At 28.0% G+C, this 21840-nt stretch carries 22 protein-coding genes and 2 tRNA genes; 23 read left to right on the forward strand and 1 reads right to left on the reverse strand.

Annotated elements, in window-relative coordinates; translation table 11 throughout:
- Window positions 1-4: 4 nt before the first annotated feature.
- From ACYUEW_RS16650 to ACYUEW_RS16740, 19 genes are all read left to right on the forward strand, one after another.
- A complete protein-coding gene (locus ACYUEW_RS16650; protein WP_265204110.1) occupies window positions 5-874 on the forward strand; it encodes a mechanosensitive ion channel family protein in 870 nt (289 codons plus the stop codon).
- 15 nt (window positions 875-889) lie between these two features.
- The gene (locus ACYUEW_RS16655; protein WP_085333878.1) at window positions 890-1087 is read left to right on the forward strand and encodes a DUF951 domain-containing protein; all 198 of its coding nucleotides are present in this window, start codon (window positions 890-892) and stop codon (window positions 1085-1087) included.
- 320 nt (window positions 1088-1407) lie between these two features.
- Entirely contained in the window at window positions 1408-2556 is a 1149-nt protein-coding gene (locus tag ACYUEW_RS16660; protein ID WP_085333879.1) for a double-cubane-cluster-containing anaerobic reductase, read from the forward strand.
- A gap of 36 nt (window positions 2557-2592) precedes the next feature.
- Entirely contained in the window at window positions 2593-3741 is a 1149-nt protein-coding gene (locus tag ACYUEW_RS16665; protein WP_460277395.1) for a double-cubane-cluster-containing anaerobic reductase, read from the forward strand.
- 105 nt (window positions 3742-3846) lie between these two features.
- Window positions 3847-4131, forward strand: coding sequence for a 30S ribosomal protein S6 (rpsF, locus tag ACYUEW_RS16670; protein ID WP_003488078.1), 285 nt, complete (start codon window positions 3847-3849; stop codon window positions 4129-4131).
- A 15-nt stretch (window positions 4132-4146) separates the two neighbouring features.
- Window positions 4147-4593, forward strand: coding sequence for a single-stranded DNA-binding protein (locus ACYUEW_RS16675; RefSeq protein ID WP_003359348.1), 447 nt, complete (start codon window positions 4147-4149; stop codon window positions 4591-4593).
- A gap of 18 nt (window positions 4594-4611) precedes the next feature.
- Window positions 4612-4854: a 30S ribosomal protein S18 gene (gene rpsR, locus ACYUEW_RS16680; protein WP_003488080.1), complete on the forward strand. Its 243-nt coding sequence runs from the start codon at window positions 4612-4614 to the stop codon at window positions 4852-4854.
- A gap of 148 nt (window positions 4855-5002) precedes the next feature.
- Window positions 5003-5320 carry a MazG-like family protein gene (locus tag ACYUEW_RS16685; protein WP_003488082.1) on the forward strand — a complete coding sequence of 106 codons (318 nt, stop codon included), beginning with the start codon at window positions 5003-5005 and terminating at the stop codon, window positions 5318-5320.
- 11 nt (window positions 5321-5331) lie between these two features.
- The gene (locus tag ACYUEW_RS16690) at window positions 5332-6339 is read left to right on the forward strand and encodes a YybS family protein (protein WP_163244086.1); all 1008 of its coding nucleotides are present in this window, start codon (window positions 5332-5334) and stop codon (window positions 6337-6339) included.
- Complete coding sequence (locus ACYUEW_RS16695; protein WP_085333881.1) at window positions 6340-8325, forward strand: DHH family phosphoesterase; 1986 nt, start codon at window positions 6340-6342, stop codon at window positions 8323-8325. It begins immediately after the preceding gene.
- A complete protein-coding gene (gene rplI / locus ACYUEW_RS16700) occupies window positions 8325-8768 on the forward strand; it encodes a 50S ribosomal protein L9 (RefSeq protein ID WP_003359455.1) in 444 nt (147 codons plus the stop codon). The genes ACYUEW_RS16695 and rplI overlap by 1 nt, the downstream gene beginning before the upstream one ends.
- Window positions 8769-8778: 10 nt before the next feature.
- Window positions 8779-10698 (forward strand): Lon family ATP-dependent protease, encoded by a 1920-nt coding sequence (lonC, locus tag ACYUEW_RS16705; protein ID WP_003488085.1) that lies wholly within the window; start codon window positions 8779-8781, stop codon window positions 10696-10698.
- Between the two features lie 30 nt (window positions 10699-10728).
- Window positions 10729-12066, forward strand: a complete 1338-nt coding sequence (locus tag ACYUEW_RS16710; RefSeq protein WP_085333882.1) for a replicative DNA helicase — start codon at window positions 10729-10731, stop codon at window positions 12064-12066.
- 291 nt (window positions 12067-12357) lie between these two features.
- Entirely contained in the window at window positions 12358-14079 is a 1722-nt protein-coding gene (locus ACYUEW_RS16715) for a phospho-sugar mutase (RefSeq protein ID WP_460277399.1), read from the forward strand.
- 194 nt (window positions 14080-14273) lie between these two features.
- Entirely contained in the window at window positions 14274-14489 is a 216-nt protein-coding gene (locus ACYUEW_RS16720; RefSeq protein ID WP_003488087.1) for a DUF3006 domain-containing protein, read from the forward strand.
- A gap of 169 nt (window positions 14490-14658) precedes the next feature.
- Window positions 14659-16044, forward strand: coding sequence for an NAD(P)/FAD-dependent oxidoreductase (locus ACYUEW_RS16725; RefSeq protein WP_085333884.1), 1386 nt, complete (start codon window positions 14659-14661; stop codon window positions 16042-16044).
- A gap of 232 nt (window positions 16045-16276) precedes the next feature.
- A complete protein-coding gene (locus tag ACYUEW_RS16730) occupies window positions 16277-17563 on the forward strand; it encodes an adenylosuccinate synthase (RefSeq protein ID WP_460277401.1) in 1287 nt (428 codons plus the stop codon).
- Window positions 17564-17687: 124 nt separating this feature from the next.
- Window positions 17688-17873: a DUF1858 domain-containing protein gene (locus ACYUEW_RS16735; RefSeq protein ID WP_030032640.1), complete on the forward strand. Its 186-nt coding sequence runs from the start codon at window positions 17688-17690 to the stop codon at window positions 17871-17873.
- A gap of 103 nt (window positions 17874-17976) precedes the next feature.
- A complete protein-coding gene (locus ACYUEW_RS16740; RefSeq protein ID WP_460277404.1) occupies window positions 17977-18726 on the forward strand; it encodes an acyl-[acyl-carrier-protein] thioesterase in 750 nt (249 codons plus the stop codon).
- A gap of 100 nt (window positions 18727-18826) precedes the next feature.
- Here ACYUEW_RS16740 and ACYUEW_RS16745 read toward each other — a convergent pair whose 3' ends face one another.
- The gene (locus ACYUEW_RS16745) at window positions 18827-20056 is read right to left on the reverse strand and encodes a BaiN/RdsA family NAD(P)/FAD-dependent oxidoreductase (RefSeq protein WP_030032637.1); all 1230 of its coding nucleotides are present in this window, start codon (window positions 20054-20056) and stop codon (window positions 18827-18829) included.
- Between the two features lie 180 nt (window positions 20057-20236).
- On the opposite strand from ACYUEW_RS16745, the gene ACYUEW_RS16750 reads away from it, so the two are divergent.
- From ACYUEW_RS16750 to ACYUEW_RS16765, 4 genes are all read left to right on the forward strand, one after another.
- The gene (locus tag ACYUEW_RS16750) at window positions 20237-20611 is read left to right on the forward strand and encodes a CoA-binding protein (protein ID WP_030032635.1); all 375 of its coding nucleotides are present in this window, start codon (window positions 20237-20239) and stop codon (window positions 20609-20611) included.
- 12 nt (window positions 20612-20623) lie between these two features.
- A complete protein-coding gene (locus tag ACYUEW_RS16755; protein WP_003488093.1) occupies window positions 20624-21433 on the forward strand; it encodes a pyruvate, water dikinase regulatory protein in 810 nt (269 codons plus the stop codon).
- A 172-nt stretch (window positions 21434-21605) separates the two neighbouring features.
- Window positions 21606-21680, forward strand: a tRNA-Glu gene (locus ACYUEW_RS16760).
- Window positions 21681-21697: 17 nt separating this feature from the next.
- Window positions 21698-21773: transfer RNA gene (locus ACYUEW_RS16765), tRNA-Val, on the forward strand.
- Window positions 21774-21840 lie beyond the last annotated feature (67 nt).

The following is a 21840-nucleotide window of genomic DNA, read 5'->3' on the forward strand; positions in this document are numbered from 1 at the left end:
TTTTATGAAATCATCATTTAACTTTGATTTTGATTTATCAAAAGGCGGAATAAAAATAGGAAACTTACTTATAGAGGCAGATTCTATATATAATTTTATATCAGTAGTTATTAAAATAGCAATTATATGTGTAATAATGTACTTATCTATAAAGATAGGTAATAAAATAATAAATAGATTTGTTAAAAAACAAAGAAATTTAAAATTTTCATTAGATGATAAAAAAGCTACAACTGTAGGAACTATATTAAATAGTATATTAAGGTATACAGTTTATTTTGTAGGGATCTTCGCTATAATAGAAATTTTATTTGGAAGAATAGGTTCCATATTTGCAGGACTTGGTGGTGCAGCTATAGGTTTAGGAGCCAAAGATCTTATAAAGGATGTAATAAGTGGATTTTTTATATTATTTGAAGATCAATTTTCAGTAGGCGATTATATAACTGTAGAAGATAAATCTGGGATAGTTGATACCATAGAACTTAGAGTAACTAAATTAAAAGATTTTAATGGAGATCTTCATATAATACCTAATGGTTTAATAAATAAAGTAACTAATCATGCTAAAAATAATATAAGATTTAAGATAGAAATTAATGTAGCTTATGAAGTAGATATAGAGGAAGCAATAAATATAATTAATAAGGTATGTTTAGAGTATGCAAAAGAAAGAAAAGACATAGTAGTAGAACAACCAGGAGTATATGGAATAACTTCATTGGGCAACAATGGAATAAGTATAGTTGTATATGGAAGAACAACTCCAATGAATCAATGGACTGCAGAAATTGAATTGAGAAAAAGAATATTAATAGAATTAAAAAATGAAAATATAGAAATACCTTATAATAAATTTCAAATTATAAAATAGAAGGAGAGATTAATTATGACTAAGACCTTTGATTTAGGAGACATAGTGGAAATGAAGAAATCTCATCCTTGTGGTAGTAATAGGTGGGAAATAATAAGAATGGGTGCAGATATAAAAATAAAATGTTTAGGCTGTAGTAGAATAATAATGATACCAAGAAGCACCTTCGAAAAAAGATTAAAAAATGTATTAGAACATAAACCAAAAGATTAATTTAATATTATTTTTTTAATTAGCTATTGATAGAGTAATATCAATAGTTTTTTTTATGTATAAATAGGAATCTATAATTTTTATTTATATATATTTTTTTGTCTATAAATATTATAAATAACTGTAGAAAAATATATATGTTATCATAAAAATGGTGCTAAGAATAAATTAATTAGGAAATATTATTATTTTGGTTTTAGATATTCTATTTATAATTATATTATGATGGAGTAAGTCTTTAATAAAAATGTAAATATAAAAGCTCCAAGAATAATTTTCCTTGGAGCTTTTATAAAATTAAAATTAGGAGCAGTGATATTATGAATCAGTTGCCTAAAAATATAAATAAATTTGGTGAAGCGAGGAGAAAAGGGTTTGTAAAAATAAAAGAATTAAAGGATAGTGGATATAAAATCGCAGGTGAATTTTGTGCATATACCCCTTGGGAAATAATAGCGGCATCAGGCGCTATACCTGTAGGTCTTTGTGGAACTAGTGAAGAACCTATAGAAGATGCAGAAAAACATTTACCAAGAAATTTATGCCCACTTATAAAGTCTTCTTATGGTTTTGCATTAACTGAAAAATGTCCTTATATGTATTTTTCTGATGTGGTTATAGGGGAAACTACTTGTGATGGAAAGAAAAAAATGTATGAGTTATTAAGTAAAATGAAAAGAGTACATATAATGCAGTTACCACAAACACAAAATACAGAAGATGCATTTAAATTATGGAGAAATGAAGTTATAAAATTAAAAAAATTTTTAGAAAAAGAATTTAATGTAGAAATAACTGAAGAAAAAATAAGAAAAATGATAAAAATCAAAAATAAAGAAAGACAATCTCTAAGAAATTTTTATGAATTAGGAAGGTTAAGTCCTCCACCTTTAACAGGTATGGAAATTTTAAAAGTATTAAGAGGAGCAGAATTTACGTGGGATAAAGAAGATCAAGTAAGAAGTATAGACAATATCGTAGAAGAAGTAAAAAAGCAATATGAAATGGGAAAAACTAATGTTACTAAAGATTCAAAAAGGATATTAGTAACAGGATGCCCATTAGGAGAAGCTACAGATAAAATAATAAATACTATAGAAGAAAATGGAGGCGTAGTGGTAGCCTATGAAAATTGTGGTGGAGCTAAAAATTTAAATTATTTAGTGGACGAAAGTAAAGAACCTATAGATGCTTTAACTGAAAAATATTTAAATATAGCTTGTTCTTGTATGAGTCCTAATAAGAAAAGAATAGATTTAATATCAGAAATTATAAATGATTATAAGATAGATGGAGTAGTAGATGTTATATTACAAGCATGCCATACTTATAATATAGAAACTACTACAATAAAAGAATTTGTTACTAAAGAAAAAAACATACCTTATATTAGTATAGAAACAGATTACTCACAAAAAGATATAGGACAGTTAAAAACTAGATTAGCTGCTTTTATAGAAATATTATAAAGTTAAAAATAAAAAATCAATTAGGGGGAATTTATAATGAATAATTTACCAGCAAAATTTGATGAGTTTAGTGAAGCAAGAAGAAATGGATTTATAACTGTAAAAAATCTAAAGGATGAAGGGAAAAAAGTTGTAGGTGTATTTTGTACATATACTCCATGGGAAATAATATCTGCATCAGGAGCAACTGTGGTGGCTTTATGTGGTAAAAATGATGAAGCTATACCAGATGCAGAAAAAGTATTACCAAGAAATTTATGTCCTCTTATAAAGGCTTCTTATGGGTTTGCTATAACTGAAAAATGTCCATATACTTATTTTTCAGATTTAATAGTTGGGGAAACCACTTGTGATGGAAAGAAAAAAATGTATGAATATTTAAATGATATAAGACCAGTTCATGTTATGCAATTGCCTCAAATAAGCACAGGAGAAGATGCTTATAATCTATGGAGAAATGAGATAGTAAGATTAAAAGAAAGATTAGAAAAAGAGTTTAATGTAAAAATAACTGAAGAAAATATAAGAGAAATGATAAAACTTAGAAATAAAGAAAGACAAGCTCTTAGAGAATTTTATGAATTAGGAAAAATGTGTCCACCACCAGTAACAGGACTTGAAATAATGAAGGTTTTAAATGGAGCTAGTTTTAAATGGGATAAAGAAGAAGAAATAGAATTTTTAAAATCTATGATAAAGGATGCAAAAGATAAATATGAAAAAGGTGAAAGAAAAGTATGTAAAGATGCAAAAAGGATACTTATAACAGGATGTCCTATGGGGGAGGGAACAGAGAAAATAATAAGATTAATTGAAGAAAATGGTGGAAATGTTGTAGTATTTGAAAATTGTAGTGGTGTTAAAGAAATAGAGAAATTAGTAGATGAAGAAAAAGATCCTATAGATGCAATAACAGAAAAATATTTAGCTATAGGTTGTTCCTGCATGAGTCCTAATACTAATAGACTAAATTTATTATCAGAATTAATAGATGATTATAAGGTTGATGGGGTTGTGGATGTAATATTACAAGCCTGTCATACCTATAATGTGGAAACTCAATCTGTAAAAGAATTCGTAAATAATGAAAAAAATGTACCATATATGAGTATAGAAACAGATTATTCTCAAACTGATATAGGGCAATTAAAAACAAGAATAGCAGCATTTATAGAAATGTTATAAAAAATATTGATTTATAATAGTTTATATGATAAAATTATTTGATGTACGATAAGATCCCTGCTGTACAAAGTACAGCCGTTAGTCCGTGGGGAGGAGGTGAATATAATGAGAAAGTACGAAACTGTATTTATACTAAACCCAGCATTAGATGAAGAAGGTTATAAAGCTAATGTTGAAAAGTTTAAAGGTGTAATCGAAAATGCAGGTGGAACAGTAGACAATGTTGACCTATGGGGTAAAAGAAAATTAGCTTACGAAGTTAAAAAAGTTAGCGAAGGTTACTATACTTTAATGAACTTCACAGCTGATACAGAATTACCAAAAGAGTTAGATAGAGTGTTCAGAATAACAGATTCTGTTATAAGACACATGATAATAACTCAAGAATAATAGGGTGGTGTTTTTTTGAATAAAGTTGTTTTAATAGGTAGATTAACCAAAGATCCTGAGTTAAAATTTACTCCAGGAAATGGGACAGCAGTTGCCACCTTTACTTTGGCTGTAGATAGAAGATTTTCAAAAGATGGCCAGAGAGAAGCAGATTTCATCCCTATAGTAGTATGGGGAAAACAAGCAGAATCTACAGCTAATTATATGAGTAAAGGAAAACTTATGGGTGTTAGTGGTAGAATTCAAACAAGAAGCTATGAAGCTAAAGATGGTACAAGAAGATATGTAACAGAAGTCATAGCTGAAGAAGTTAAATTTCTTGAGTGGGGCAATAAGCCTACAACGGATTCAACATATAATAATGGGTCAGAACCAAGTTACCAATCAGGCCAAGGCTTTGGAAATGGAAACAGTTTTGACGACGATATAATTCCAGTGGATGATGGAGACATCCCATTTTAAAGAGAAGGAGGGATAGTTATGGCAGGAAGAGAAGGCGGAAGAAGACAAAGAAGAGCCAAGAGAAAAGTTTGTACTTTTTGTATGGAAAAATCTGAAGCAATAGATTACAAAGATATCAATAAGCTTAGAAAATTCGTTACAGAAAGAGGAAAAATTCTTCCAAGAAGAATTTCCGGAAACTGTGCTAAACATCAAAGAGAATTAACTAGAGCTATAAAAAGAGCAAGAAACATTGCTTTATTACCATTTACTACAGAATAATATTTAAGTTTACATAAAACTGACTACGAAATTGGTAGTCAGTTTTTTTGTATATCATTGATTTTATAAGTAATATAAGGTATTATTGCATAAAAAGTGAAATACAACTAAAATAGTAGTATAGGTTAAAAAAGGGGATGGATGCGGTATGAAAAAAGATGATTTTAATATAATGTATAGTGTAAAAATAATAGAGGATTTAAAAGCAGAACTTTTATGTATAATAGGGGATCTTTTTAAACTTTTAACTAAAGGAAGTAATGTGGCACAGGAAGCTATATTAGATTGTATATCAGGTGCTATTATAATTTTATATTTATTAGGGGAAAAATTAGGATATTCTTTTATAGCAGTTGATGAAAATGTGAAGAAAAAGTTAAAAGTGGGCATAATTGAAGAAGATGACATAGAAAAGGATGGAAGAAATTTAAGTAAACTATATAATCATCTTAAAGAAAAAGAGTAATGGAGGAACATATGTATAATAGACAAAATAAAACTAATTCTTTGGTTGAAGCAGGTCTTATAGTCTCATTAATGATAGTACTTATAATGCTTAATTTGTATTTCCCTATATTTAGTATTTTTATTACTTTTTTATTACCTATACCTATAGCCGTTTTATACTTAAGACAAGATTATAAAATTACTCTCTGGGCTATACTTGTAACAGGTGTAATAACAGCTATGATAAACAATCCTATTACAGCAGTAATAATTACTATTTCATTTGGCACAATAGGATTTTTATTAGGCTATTGTATAAAAAAACAAAAATCAATTTTTATGACTATTATGATATTAGCAGCTGGCTTTTTATTATCAAATATTATGATTATATTAATACAAATTTTATTTGTAAATAAAGATGGAATAATGAATTTTATAAATAAGAATATAAGTATGATAAAAGATACTATGGAATCAGCTAAGGATTTTTATTCTCAAGCTGGAGTCCCTAAAGAACAACTACAACAAATGGAACAAAAACTTAATTTACTACAACCGGATTTAATATTAAAAATGATACCTGGAGCTTTAATAACAATTTCTTTCGTGTTAGCTTTTTTAAACTATGCAATAACAAGAACAGTACTTATAAAGTTAGGATATAAAAATGTAAAACCATTACCACATATATCTAAAATATATGTTAATGTAAGAATAGTAACTATAGTAGCAATAGGATTGCTTATAGGAGTTATATTAAAAAGAAAAGGAATAGAAGTAGGAGATTATTTCTTTATGACTTCTAGTAATTTATTATTTACAATGCTTTTAATTGATGGAGTGTCTGTTTTCATATATTATATGAAAAATAAATTTAATATTTCCAAGGGAATTTTGATTTTTATTCTTTTTATTACTGTTTTGGGTTCTCTAAATATTATTTATATTTATTTAGGGTTAATGGATATAATGCTTGATTTTAGGAAATTAGATCCCTTTAGAAAATATGAGAATAATAAAAGTGGGGAATTATAAATGAACGATAATAGGTACGATAATTTTATTACAAATAATAAAGTATATATGTTTATTATAGCCGTATTAATAATTATTATCTTTTCATATAAACATTCACAAGTAGGTATAGTATTAACACTTATATATTTTTTCTTATTACTTTATAATTTTAAAAACACAAGAATTAAGAAGAAAGAGCTAAAAAAATTTATAGAGGATTTTTCTACAAAAATGGATAGCGCATTTAAAAGTTCTCTAATGAATTTACCTTTTCCTATGATGGTTTTATCTAACAAGGGAGAGGTTTTATGGTATAATCAAAATTTCTCACTATTGTTAAAAAAAGATGGGATATTAGGAGAAAACATAAATCGTATATTAAAAAATTTTAATTTTAAATATGCTTTAGAGGGAAAAAAGAATTCCTTCAAAAATATTAATTTTAAAGATAATTATTATAATATATATACTAACACATTTTTTGATGAGGAAATGAGAGAAAAAATATTACTTCTTTATTTTTATGATGTTACAGATATGTTTAATATATTGATAAATATGGAGAAAAATAAAGAAGGAATAATACTTTTAGAAGTGGATAACTTAGATGAGGTATTAAAAAGTATAGATATAGATAAAAAACCGTTAATAATAGCAGAAATAGAAAGACATATAAATAGTTTTTCTGAAAACATGAAAGCTATGATAAAAAAATATGAACAAAATAAATATATATTATCCGTTCAAAATTCTTATATAGAAAAACAAATGGAGAAAAAATTTGATATACTAGATATAATAAGGGATATAGATACAGGAAATAAAATGAATCCTACTTTAAGCATAGGAGTAGGAAAGGGAGCAGAAACTCCTTTAGAAAATTATAGTTATGCTCTTGCGGCTAAAGAATTAGCATTAGGTAGAGGGGGCGACCAATCTGTAGTAAAAAATAAAGATAAGCTTTCATTTTATGGTGGAAAAACTAAAGAGGTGGAAAAACGAACAAAGGTTAGGGCGAGAGTTATAGGTCATGCATTAGTTAATTTAATAAATGAAAGTAGTAATATAATTATAATGGGGCATATAAATGCAGATATAGATTGTCTGGGTTCAGCTATAGGACTTCACAGTATAATAAATCAATTGGGCAAAAAAAGTTATATAATTCTAGAAAATTATAATAAAAGTAGTGAATTTTTATTAGATAAGATAAAAAAAGAAAAGGGATATGAGAATACATTTATAAATAGTAAGGAAGCCTTAGATATTATGAATGAAGAGAGCTTATTAATAATAGTAGATTCTCATAGTAGAGGCTATGTTCAAAATATTAGCTTAGTTGATAAATTTAATAAAATAGTTATAATAGATCATCATAGAAGAGCAACGGATTATATAGAAAGATCTATATTAAGTTATATAGAGCCTTACGCATCTTCTACAGCAGAATTAGTAACAGAAATGATTCAATACATGGTGGAAAAACCTAATATTTCACCAATCATAGCAGAAGCTCTTTTAGCAGGAATATATGTGGATACAAAAAATTTTTACTTTAAAACAGGTATTAGAACCTTTGAAGCCGCATCTTTTTTAAAAAAATTTGGAGCAGATACTATTGATGTTAAGAAGTTTTTTGCTAGTGATTTAGATACTTATATCAAAAAATTAGAAATAATAAAGTCAGTTCATGTAAGAAATCATATTGCTATAGCAATATGTCCAGAAAATATAGAAGATAATGTATTAGCTGCCCAGGCAGCGGACGAACTACTAAATATTTCAGGTATTCAAGCTTCCTTTGTATTTGTTACAATAGATAATGAAATATATATAAGTGGAAGATCCCTTGGAGATATTAACGTTCAATTAATACTTGAAATGTTAGGTGGTGGAGGACATATGACTATGGCTGGAGCTAAATTAGAAAAAATTAATTTAAAAGAGGCAGTAGAAAAATTAGAATTAGCCATAGATAAATATTTAAGGGAAGGTGAAAAATAATGAAAGTTATATTATTAAAAGACGTTAAATCATTAGGTAAAAAGGGGGATCTAGTTAATGCATCTGATGGGTATGCAAGAAATTATTTAATCCCAAAGAAATTAGCTGAACAAGCAACAGAAAATAATGTACACATTTTAAATAATAAAAAAGAAGCAGAAAGAAGACAAAAATTAAAGGAACTAGAAGAAGCACAAAAATTAGCAAAATCATTAATGGGAAAAGAAATTAAATTTAAAGTTAAAATTGGTGAAAATGGGCGATTATTTGGTTCTATAACATCAAAAGATATTTCAGAAAAATTAAAAGAACAATACAATATGGATATAGATAAAAAGAAGATAGTAGCAGAAACTATAAGACAAACAGGAGTTTATGAGGCAGAAATAAAAATTTATCCAGAAGTTTCAACTAAAGTTAAAGTTTCTGTTTTAGAGGAATAGGAGGAAAATTGTGAATTCTCATAAATTAGATGAATTACAAGATGATATAATAAATGAAATAGAACAAGATATTTCAAATGATATGTCTATTGAGTTACAGACCGAGGTTTTATTTGAAATAGTAAAAAAAATAATAAAAGATTCTAATATAAGGGCTAGAGTTGTAAAGTATAAGTTAGAAAAATATATAAATAGTAACAACCCATATGAAAAGCTATATGCACTAAATAAAATAATAAGTGATGGCAAAGGGATACAAACAGTACCTACAGATAAGAATGTTATAGAAGTGCTAACAGAAACAAATAGATTAATTGTAGAAGTTTTAGCTAAAAGATATGTTGAAAATAATATAGAAAAAGAAGTAGAACAAGTTTTAATGGAAAAACAAGATAAATATATAGAAGAAGTAAAGCTTAATATTTTAAAGAAACAAAAAGGACCAGAAAATGCCAAAACCTTGAAAAAATATGCTAATATTCAGGTTCTTGAGTCTAAAAAGTTAACTAATAATATTCAACATTTATTAAGACCAGCTTCTTTTTCAGAAATTATAGGACAGGAAAGACCTATAAAGTCTCTTTTATCTAAAATAGCATCCCCGTATCCACAACATATTATACTATATGGACCACCAGGGGTAGGAAAAACATCTGCGGCCAGATTAGCTTTAGAAGAAGTAAAAAAGTTAAAATATACACCTTTTTATCAAGAATCTAAATTTGTAGAGGTAGATGGAACTACTTTAAGATGGGACCCAAGAGAAATTACTAATCCTCTTTTAGGATCAGTACATGATCCTATATATCAAGGTTCTAAAAGGGATTTAGCAGAAACTGGTATACCAGAGCCTAAGCTAGGCCTAGTTACAGAAGCTCACGGAGGAGTACTTTTTATAGATGAAATAGGTGAGTTAGATGACATGCTTCAAAATAAACTTTTGAAGGTTTTAGAGGATAAAAGAGTAGAATTTTCATCTTCTTATTATGATCCAGATGATGAAAATACTCCTAAGTATATAAAACACTTATTTGAAAATGGAGCACCAGCTGATTTTGTTCTTATAGGGGCTACTACTAGGGAACCTTCAGAAATAAATCCAGCACTAAGATCCAGATGTGCGGAAGTATTTTTTGAGCCATTATCATCTAAAGATATTGAAAAAATAGTAATAAATGCCGCAGATAAGTTAAATATAATATTAGAGGATGGAGTAGCTCAAACTATAAGTAGATATACCATAGAAGGAAGAAAAGCAGTTAATATATTGTCAGATGTCTATGGATATGCTCTATATAAAAATAAAGAATATAAAGAAGGAACAAAACTTAATATAACTATGAATGACTTAGAACAAGTTATATCTATAAGTAGATTAATTCCATACGATAGAATAGAAAATAAAGAAAATTTAGAAGTAGGACATGTATATGGATTAGGTGTAAGTGGATATATAGGTTCTACTATAGAAATAGAAGCCACTGTATTTAATGCTAAAGACAAAGGCAAAGGTTTTGTTAGATTTAATGATACAGCAGGAAGTATGGCAAAGGATTCAGTATTTAATGCCGCTTCTGTCATAAGAAAAATAACAAAAGAAGATATAAAGGATTATGATGTACATGTTAATGCTATAGGTGGTGGAAAAATAGATGGACCATCTGCAGGAGCAGCTATAACAATATGTATTATTAGTGCTTTATTAAATAAGCCCATAAAACAGGATATAGCCATAACAGGAGAAATATCTCTTAAAGGGAAGGTAAAACCTGTTGGAGGCATATTTGAGAAAATATATGGTGCAAGAAGAAAAGGTATAAAAAAGGTAATAATACCTAAGGACAATATGAAAGATGCTCCTTCAGATATAAAAGATATAGAGATAATATGTATAGATACTATAGAAGAGCTTATAAATATAGTATTTTAGATTAAGGAGTACTTAAGGAGAGATGTTTATATGGATGCACCCATAAAAAGTATGCCACAGAGTATAGATGCAGAACAAAATGTATTAGGGGCAATGATTATAGATAAAACTTCCATAGCAGAGGCTGTGGAAGTTTTAAAAAGTGAAGATTTTTATAAAGATTCCCATAAAATTATATTTAGTGGAATTATAGAACTTTATCAAAAGGATACAGCAGTAGATATGCTGACTCTTACAGAAAATCTTAAATCACGAGATAAGCTAGAGGCAGTAGGTGGAGTTACTTATATAACAGAGCTTTGTAACTCCATAGTTTCTACAGCTAATATTCAATCTTATATAGATATAATAAAGGATAAATCTACACTAAGAAGACTTATAAAGTCATCTACTGAAATAATAGAGAACTGTTATAACAGACAAGATAATGTAGAAGAAATAATAGATTCTGCAGAGAAAAAAATATTTCATATATCTAACCAAAATACTACAACTGATTTCGAGCCATTAAGTAATGTTTTGGAAAGAGGATTTATTCAAATTGAAAACTTATTTAAAAATAAAGGAGAAACTACTGGAGTTGCTTCTGGTTTTAGAGAGTTAGATGCTAAAACATCAGGTTTTCAAAAATCTGATATGATATTAATAGCAGCAAGACCATCAATGGGTAAAACTACATTTGCCCTAAACATAGCAGAATATGCAGCTCTTAGAGAGGGGAAAAGTGTAGCAATCTTTTCCCTGGAAATGTCAAAAGAGCAACTTTCTTATAAATTGCTTTGTTCCCAAGCTAATATTGATATGTTGAGGCTTAGAACCGGTAACTTAGAGGATAAAGACTGGGAGAATATAGCTAGGGTTTCAGGGCCTTTAGCAGCAGCAAAGATATTTATAGATGATACTGCAGGTATGTCTGTAATGGAAATGCGTTCTAAATGTAGGAGATTAAAAATAGAACATGGAATAGATATGGTTTTAATAGATTATCTTCAGCTTATGAGTGGAGGCAAAGGGTCTACTGAAAGTAGACAACAAGAAGTTTCAGAAATATCTAGATCTATAAAAGCCTTAGCTAAAGAAATGGATTGTCCAGTTATAGCCTTATCTCAATTATCTCGTGCTCCGGAGGCTAGATCAGATCATAGACCAATGCTTTCAGATCTTAGAGAATCTGGATCTATAGAACAGGATGCTGACGTAGTTATGTTTTTATATAGAGATGAATATTACGATAAAGAAACGGAAGATAAAAACATGGCAGAATGCATTATAGCCAAGCAAAGAAATGGTCCTACAGGTACAGTTAAATTGGCATGGCTTGGACAATACAGTAAATTTGGTAATTTAGATGTAATACATCAAGAATAAAATATATAACACTTTTGTATAGGTAAGAAAAAGGATATTTTATATAAGATGGTAAAAAACAATTGTGAAAATTTCACAGTTGTTTTTTTATTTATATTTTTTATGACTTGATTTATATCAAAATTATACTTATATTAAATTATAATAGGATTTTTATTTATAGTATTGTTTTATTAATGTATTTTTAACTATAGTATATAAAATAATATTATTTAAGAAGGAAATACATAAAAAATATTGAAATTAATAACTAATGGAATAAAAGCTTTCAGCTAAGAGGAGAGATAATATATGGATTACAAAAAAGTATATAAAGAATGGTTAGATAATGATTATATTGATGAAGATACAAAAAAAGAATTAAAAGAAATAATAAATAATGAAAAAGAAATAGAGGACAGATTTTATAAAGAATTAGAATTTGGAACTGCAGGTCTTAGAGGGAAAATTGGAGCAGGTACAAATAGAATGAATATATACAATATATCTAAGGTTACTCAGGGCTTAGCGAACTATATAAAAGAAAAAGGTGAAGAGTATACAAATAGAGGTGTTGCTATAGCTTTTGATTGCAGATATTATTCAAAAGAATTTGCTAAAACTGCAGCCTTAGTTTTAGCTGGAAATGGAATAAAGAGTTATTTATTTGAAGATTTAAGACCAACCCCAGAATTATCTTTTGCAGTTAGAAAATTAAATACGGCGGCAGGTATAGTTATAACTGCTAGTCATAATCCAAAAGATTATAATGGTTATAAAGTATATTGGGAAGATGGGGCTCAGGTTTTATCTCAAATAGCAAATGGTATTACTGAAAAAATAAAATCCATTGGTAAATTTAGTGATATAAAAACTATAAGTGAGGAAGAAGGTTTAAAAAGTGGGTTATTAAATATATTAGGAGAAGATATAGATTTTGAATATATAGAAAAGGTTAAATCTTTAAGTATAAGAGAAGATATAGATAAGGATATAAAAGTTATTTATACACCTTTAAATGGAACCGGGAATATTCCTGTTAGACGTGTTTTAAAGGAAAGAGGATTTACTAATATTATAGTAGTTCCAGAGCAGGAAAACCCTGATCCAGACTTTACAACAGTAGGATATCCAAATCCAGAGGATACGAAAGCATTTAAATATGCAGAAAACTTAGGAAAAGAAGTAGGTGCAGAATTGCTTATAGCAACGGATCCTGATTGTGATAGATTAGCTATAGAGGTTAAAGATAAAAATGGTGAGTATTTAGCCTTTAATGGCAATCAAACAGGAGCTATTCTTATAAATTATATAGTATCAAATATGAAAGAAATGGGTAAATTACCTAAGGGTGCTGCTATAGTTAAGTCCATAGTTACCGGGGATTTAGGTAAAGTTATTGGGGAAGAATATGGAGTAGAAACCTATGAAGCATTAACTGGATTTAAAAACATATGTGGTAAAATACCAAATTTAAAAGAAGAAGGTAAAGAATTCATATTTGGATATGAAGAAAGTATAGGATATGTTACAGGTACATTTGTTAGAGATAAAGATGGAGTAAGTTCAAGCATGCTTTTATGTGAGGCGGCGGCTTATTATAAAACCAAGGGTAAAACATTAATAGATGTACTTAATGAAATATATGGAAAGCATGGATATTATAGGGAAAAGCAAATATCATTAATATTAGAAGGTATAGAAGGTAAAAAAAGAATAGACAGAATGATGGAGTCATATAGGAAGAGTTTCCCAAAAGAAATAGCAGGAGCAAAGCTTTTAAGTTATATAGATTATCAGGATAGAATAGAATACGATATTATAAAAAATGATAGAAAACCATGTAGAATACCTAGATCAAATGTATTAAGGTTCTTCTTAGATGATGGAAGTTGGTACGCAGTGAGACCATCAGGAACAGAGCCTAAAATAAAATTATATGTATATACAAAAGGCGAAAGCATTAAAGCTGCGGAAGAAAAAATAAAAGCTATAGAAAAGGAAGTTTTAGATAAACTTAATTCAGTAAAATAGATTATTTTAGTTTAATAAACTTTTATATAATAGAAAGTATTTTAACATTATAAGATGTATTTTTAATTAAAAATAAAGAAAAGATTATTTTATAGAAACAACATTTAGCCTACTACAAGTTTTCAAAGTCTGTGGTAGGCTATTTTACATAATATGTAATATAATTAAATATTAATTTAAAGGGTGGATTTAATATGAAGGGAATAATAGATAGATTTGAAGAAAATTTTGCTATAGTAGAGTTAGAGGATAAAAGAATAATAAATATAGATAAGAATATAATTCCTAAAAAAGCTAAAGAGGGAGATGTTATAAATATAGAGGGAGATATTATAACTTTAAATGAAAAAGAAAGTGAAAGATTAAAAAAAGAAATAGATGAGTTAACTGAAGATATGTGGAAAGAATAATAGTAAAATAGAACAATGAAATACTAACTATTTTTTAGAATATAATCATAAATTAAAGATATAAAAGAAAAATACGAATAATAACTATAAATACAATAAAAATATTCGTAAAATCTATTGAAAATATTTTAAACCTTTGTTATCATTATATAGCTGGAGGGGATAATTTATGAAAAAATATGATGTTATTATTGTTGGTGCTGGAGCTAGTGGCATATTTGCTGCTTATGAAATGTGTAAAAACAATAATAAACTAAATATACTAATGATTGAAAAGGGTCATGACTTAAAAAAAAGAAAATGTCCTATAGATGGCAAGAATATAAAATCATGTATACAATGTAATGTGTGTAATATAATGAATGGATATGGCGGAGCAGGCACATTATCTGATGGTAAATATAATATTACTAATAATTTTGGTGGAGATTTATATAAATATGTTGGTAGAGAAGAAGCTTTAGATTTAATGAATTATGTTGATGAGGTTTTATGTGAAATGGGAGGAAAAGATGCAAAACTATATTCAACATCTAATTCAGATTTAAAGAGAAAAGCTCTTCAAAATGATTTACATCTTTTAGATGCAAAGGTAAGGCATTTAGGAACAGATAGAAATATCAATATATTATCTAATATATATGAATATTTAAAAGACAAGATAGAAATGAAATTTGAATGTGAAGTTTTGGATATAAATAAAATAGAAGGCCAATTTGTTGTAGATACTAAAAATGGAGAATTTTCTAGTGAAGATTTAATTTTAGCTACAGGAAGGTCAGGTTCAAAATGGATTTCTAACATATGTAAAAAACTTGGTATAAAAACAGAAAGCAATAGAGTAGATATAGGGGTTAGAGTTGAACTGCCAGCTCAAGTATTTTCCCATATAACGGATGAGGTTTATGAAAGTAAAATAGTATATAGAACAAAGAAATATGGGGATTTGGTTAGAACTTTCTGTATGAATCCTTATGGGGAGGTAGTAAGTGAAAATACCAACGGAATAGTTACAGTTAACGGTCATAGTTATGCAAATCCAGATCTTCATACAGAAAATACTAATTTTGCTTTATTAGTTTCCAACAGATTTACTGAACCTTTCAAAGAGAGTAATGAATATGGTGAATCTATAGCAAAGCTAAGCAATATGTTAGGTGGAGGAGTATTGGTACAAAGATTTGGAGACTTAATAAAAGGAAGAAGAACTAATGAAAAGAGAATGGCAAAAAGTTTCACAAGACCTACACTAAAAGCTACACCAGGAGATTTAAGTTTAGTAATCCCTAAAAGACAGTTAGATGGTATTATAGAAATGATATATGCTTTAGATAATATAGCACCAGGTACAGCAAATGAGGATACTCTTTTATATGGAGTAGAAGTTAAATTCTACAATTCTAATGTAGAATTAAGTTCTAATCTAGAAACTCAAATAAAAGGATTATATATTTTAGGGGATAGTTCAGGAGTGACTCATTCATTATCACAAGCATCAGCCAGTGGAGTATATGCAGCAAGAATATTAATGAAAAAACATAATGTTAATATATAAAGGAATAAAGATATTGCAGTTATAATTTGGCTGCAATATTTTATTTTTAAGAATAATAAGCGAACGATAATTAAATTTTAATATATAGCATTCGCTTTTTTTATTGATATTTTATAATTGTTTTGCTAATATTATATATTGTAGAAGTATGTTATTTAAAACTAAAAATACATAGCATATAAATTATATTTAAATATAATAATTTTCTTAAAATGAAAGTGAGGAAAATAATATGTCAGCTTTTATAGTATTAGGTGCTCAATGGGGCGATGAAGGTAAAGGAAAAATGACGGATTATTTAGCTGAAAATGCAGATGTAGTTGTAAGATTTCAAGGTGGTAATAATGCAGGCCATACAGTAGTTGTAGGAGAAAAGGAATATAAATTACACTTAATACCTTCAGGTATACTTTATAATGATAAGCTAAATGTAATAGGAAATGGAGTAGTTCTAGATCCAAAGGCTTTATTTGAAGAAATAAGCTATTTAGAATCTTTAGGAGTAGATATAACACCAGATAGATTAATAATAAGTGATAGAGCTCATGTAATAATGCCATATCATAGAGTATTAGATGGAATAAAAGAAAGAGCTAGAGGAAATAAAGATATAGGAACTACAGGAAAAGGTATAGGACCAAGCTATACAGATAAAATGGAGAGAAGTGGTATAAGAGTATGTGATCTTATACATAAAGAAGTTTTTGAAGAAAATTTAAAAGATACTTTAGAAATAAAAAATAAAATAATAACAGAAGTATTTGGTGGAGAAGCATTAGACTATAATGAAATTTATAATGAATATTTAGGATATGCGGAAAAATTAAGACCTTTTGTAAAAGATATATCTGTTATAGTTAACAAAAAAATAAAAGAGGGCAAGGAAGTACTATTTGAAGGAGCTCAAGGAACATTACTTGATATAGATTATGGAACATATCCTTATGTAACATCTTCAAGTACAATAGCTGGAGGAGTTTGCATAGGAGCCGGTGTAGGACCAACAGCTATAACTAATGCAGTTGGTATAGCAAAAGCTTATACAACAAGAGTAGGAAAGGGTCCTTTCCCTACAGAGCTTTTAGATAAGACTGGAGACTGGATAAGAGAAAAGGGACACGAGTTTGGAGTTACTACAGGAAGAGCAAGAAGATGTGGATGGCTAGATTTAGTTATATTAAAAACTTCAGCTAGAGTATCTGGTCTTACAAGCTTTGCAGTAACAAAAATAGATACATTAGCAGGATTAGACACATTAAAGGTATGTACAGGATATATACTAAATGGAGAAATCATAGATTATGTTCCTGCTAGTTTAGAAGATTTAGCAAAATGTGAACCAATATATGAAGAATTTGAAGGTTGGGATGATAGTATAGCTAATGCTAGATGTTATGAAGATTTACCTGAAAATGCTGTAAAATATTTAAAGAAAATAGAAGATTTCACAGAAACAAAGGTATCTATAGTTTCAGTAGGACCAAAAAGAGATCAAACTATGATGATATCAAAAATTTAATGTATATTATATGGTATAGTAATAAACAATATAATATATATAAAAAATAAATATAATATCTTTAAAGAAGACTAATTTATTGATATAATAATAATAAAATTTAGGAAAAGAGAGGTATTATGTTATGAAAATAACTAAAGATATGACAATAGGTGAAATAGTAAGAAACCATGAAGGTGCTGCTGAAGTATTAATGAGTTTTGGAATGGGTTGTGTAGGATGCCCATCTGCACAAAGCGAAACTTTAGCTGAAGCTGCAATGGTTCATGGAATGGAATTAGACGCATTATTAGACGCATTAAATAAGTAAAATAAAAAAACTCTATGTTTTAACATAGAGTTTTTTTAATTAAGTTTATATTTACTAAGAAATTTGTTATTATTAAACTATATTTCACAATAGGGGGGATAAAATGCAGCCAGTAATAACAGATAAAAATTTTGAAATAAATTATCATGAGATAGACTTTAGAAAAAGAGCATTATTTACTACTATAATGAACTATTTTGAAGACGCTTCTACAGAACAATCTGAAAAGTTAGGAGTAGGATTACAATATTTAAAAGATAATGATCAGGCGTGGGTATTATATAAATGGGATGTAACTATTGATAGATATCCTGAGTTTGGAGAAAAAATAATAGTTAGAACTATACCATTATCTTGTAGAAAATTTTATGCCTATAGAAGATTTCAAATAATAGATAAAACAGGGAAGGTAATAATAACAGGAGATAGTATATGGTTTTTAATAGATATAAATAAGAGAAGACCTATAAAAGTTACTGAAGATATGCAAAAGGCTTACGGATTAAGTGAAACTAAAGAAGAACCTTTTAAAATAGATAAAATAAAATTTCCTGAGGAATTCCATTATAACAATAAGTTTAAGGTAAGATATAGCGATATAGATACAAATTTACATGTAAATAATGTAAAATATATATCATGGGCCATAGAAACTATACCATTCGATATAGTACTAAATTATACTTTAAAGAAGTTTGTTATAACTTATGAAAAAGAGGTTAAATATGGGAATAATATAAATGTATATTCAGAAATTGTACATAAGGATAACAATGAAATGGTTTTTGTACATAAGGTAGAAAATGAAGAGGGAAAAAGAGTTACTTCAGCAAAAAGTACTTGGGTTAAATAAATATTTTTATAATAAGAAATAAATAATATATTTATAAATTGCTAGAAAGTGTTTTTTTATTTATAAAATTAATTAGAAACACTTCTAGCAATTTATTTTTTTATTTTGAAGAAGCATTTTTCCCAGCTATATACCCAGAAGACCAAGCCCACTGTAGGTTAAAACCTCCACAGTCTCCATTTACATCTAAGATTTCTCCGCAAAAATAAAGATCCTTAACCTTCAAAGATTCTAAACTTTTATTTGAAACTTGAGAAGTATCTACACCACCACAGGTTACTTGAGAATTTTTAAAGGAGTTAGTTCCTGTTATTGTAAAAGTCCAATTTTTTAATGTGTTAAATATTTTTTCTTTTTCTTGCCAAGATATATCCTGACAAGGCATATGAATATTTTTTATACCACAATATTTTAAAAGAGTAGGTATTAATTTTTTGTTTATTATTCCAATAAAGGAATCATGAATAGTTCTGTAGTAAAAAGTTCCCCAATGATTTTCTAATAAGTTTATTAGGTCTTCTTTACTCATATTAGGAAGAATGTCAATTTGCAAATAAACTTTTTTATTATTATATAAAAGTCTAGAGGCTAAACTACTTAATTGTAGAATTGGAGGACCGGATATGCCATAATCAGTAAATAGTATTTCTCCAAATTCCTCTCGTAAAGTTTTATTATCTAGTGCAAGTTTTACATTCCCATCAAATTTAATTCCAGATAAAGCTTTTAAATAAGGAAAATCTAATTTTAGTTGAACTAATCCAGGCACTGGATCAATAATATTATGACCTAAATTTTTCGCAAGTTTAAATCCTGAGCCATCAGAGCCAGTATTAGGAGCTGACATTCCACCAGAAGCTAGTATTAATTTTTTACATTGAAAAATTTCATTTTCAGTATTAATTACAAATCCTTTATTAGATTTTTTTATATTTTTAACCTTATTATTAAAATAAATAGGGATTTGTCTATCTTCTATAGCTAATCTTAGTATGTCTAAGACAGAAGAAGCTTGTAGAGACATAGGATATATTTTACCTTCATTAAGGGTAATTAATGGAAGTCCTAAGCTATTAAAAAAATTTTTTGTATCCTCTAGAGTAAATTGTGACAAAATAAATTTATAAAAAGTAGTATTATTACTGTAATATTTACAAGTATATATATTTTCATTAGTTATATTACATCTACCATTACCAGTGGTTAAAATTTTTTTCCCGATTCTATCATTACTTTCTAATATGGCTACATCTGATCCCATGTCTTTTGATATTATGGAGGCTGCAATTCCAGAGGCACCCCCACCTAAAATTATTATTTCATGATACACAATAAATCTCTCCTTAATTTTTAGATAATTTAGTAAACTTTGAATTAATCAATATAATTAGTATTGTGAAAATGTTATAATTATATATAAGTATAACAAAATAGTTTATATGAATTTATAAAATTTTAATGTTTATAATAAATATTATAATATTTATTATAAATAAAGGGAGGTATACATTTGAAAGCTTATGATTTTCTAAATTATAAAAATTGGGCTGTGGCAGGTAGTGTACTTAGTGAGGATAAATATGCATATAAAATATTTAATAGATTAAAAGAGAAAGGATATAATGTAGTAGGAATAAAACCTGGTGCGGAAGAAAGAGATGTATTTAATAATATTAGAGACATACCTTATAATATAGAGGTATTAGATTTATGTATTAATCCAATAAAAGGTTTAGATATAGTAAAAGAAGCAGCAAAACTAGGAATAAATAAAATACTAATCCAACCAGGAGCAGAAAGTAATGAAATAATAAATTTTTGTAGAGAAAATAATATTAATGCTATAGAAGGTTGTGCTTTAGTAGAGTTATCAAAATTAGTGTAGAGGAGAGAGAGTATGTTTAAGATATATGCTGTGTCAGATTCTATTGGTGAAACTGCAGAACAAGTAGCTAATGCTACAGCATACCAATTTGGTAGTTCTGTAAAAGTAGAAAGAGTACCTTATGTAAAGACTTTTGAAGATGTTAATAATCTTATAAGTATAATAAAAAATCCAAATGAAGCTATGATTATATCCACTATTGTTTTAGTAGACATAAGGGAGTTTTTAGTCCAAAGATGTGTAGAATCTGGCATTCATATATCTAATGTATTAGGTCCTTGCATAAGTTTAGTGTCAACTATATTAAATAAAACACCAGAATATAAACCTGGTGCTGTTTGGGATATGGATAAAAAATACTACAAAAAAATAGAAGCAATGGAGTTTGCTATAAGATATGATGACAGTAAAGATCATTCAGGTATAAAGCATGCAGATATTGTTTTAATAGGCTTATCTAGAACATCAAAAACACCACTAAGTATATATTTAGCTAACAAGGGTATAAAAGCTTTAAATATACCATTAATGCCAGAGGTGCCTGTGCCAGAAGAGTTATTTGAAATTGATAGAAAGAAAATAATAGGGCTTACCATAGATCCCATGCATTTAATTGAAATAAGAAGGCATAGAGTAGATAATATGATGAAAATTCCTACAGAGCTTAAATATGCTAATGCGGAAAGAGTTTTAGATGAATTAGAATTTGCAGACAAGATTATGAGAAAATTAAAATGTAAAATTATAGACGTTACCAAAAGAGCTATAGAAGATACAGCATTAATTATAATGGAAAGTGTTTTTTCTGATAGGATAATATAGAAAATGATAATAAAAAATAAATATAAAAAATATATATAGGGCTTTTTCTATATATTTTATAGTAAAGATAAAAATACTATAAAAAAAAATTAAAAAACTGTTGACACTTTTAAGATTTTCATGTATCATATTCTTTGTTAGGTCGCGAGAGCGGAACAACAAAAGAAACCTAGGCCCCTTGGTCAAGCGGTCAAGACACCACCCTTTCACGGTGGTAACAGGGGTTCGATTCCCCTAGGGGTCACCATTTATTATTATATTAATGGGCGCATAGCTCAGCTGGGAGAGCATCTGCCTTACAAGCAGGGGGTCACAGGTTCGAGCCCTGTTGTGCCCACCATTAATATATGGCCCAGTGGCTCAGTTGGTTAGAGTGCCGGCCTGTCACGCCGGAGGTCGAGGGTTCG

This window comes from Clostridium sp. CTA-1 (genome assembly GCF_054768215.1).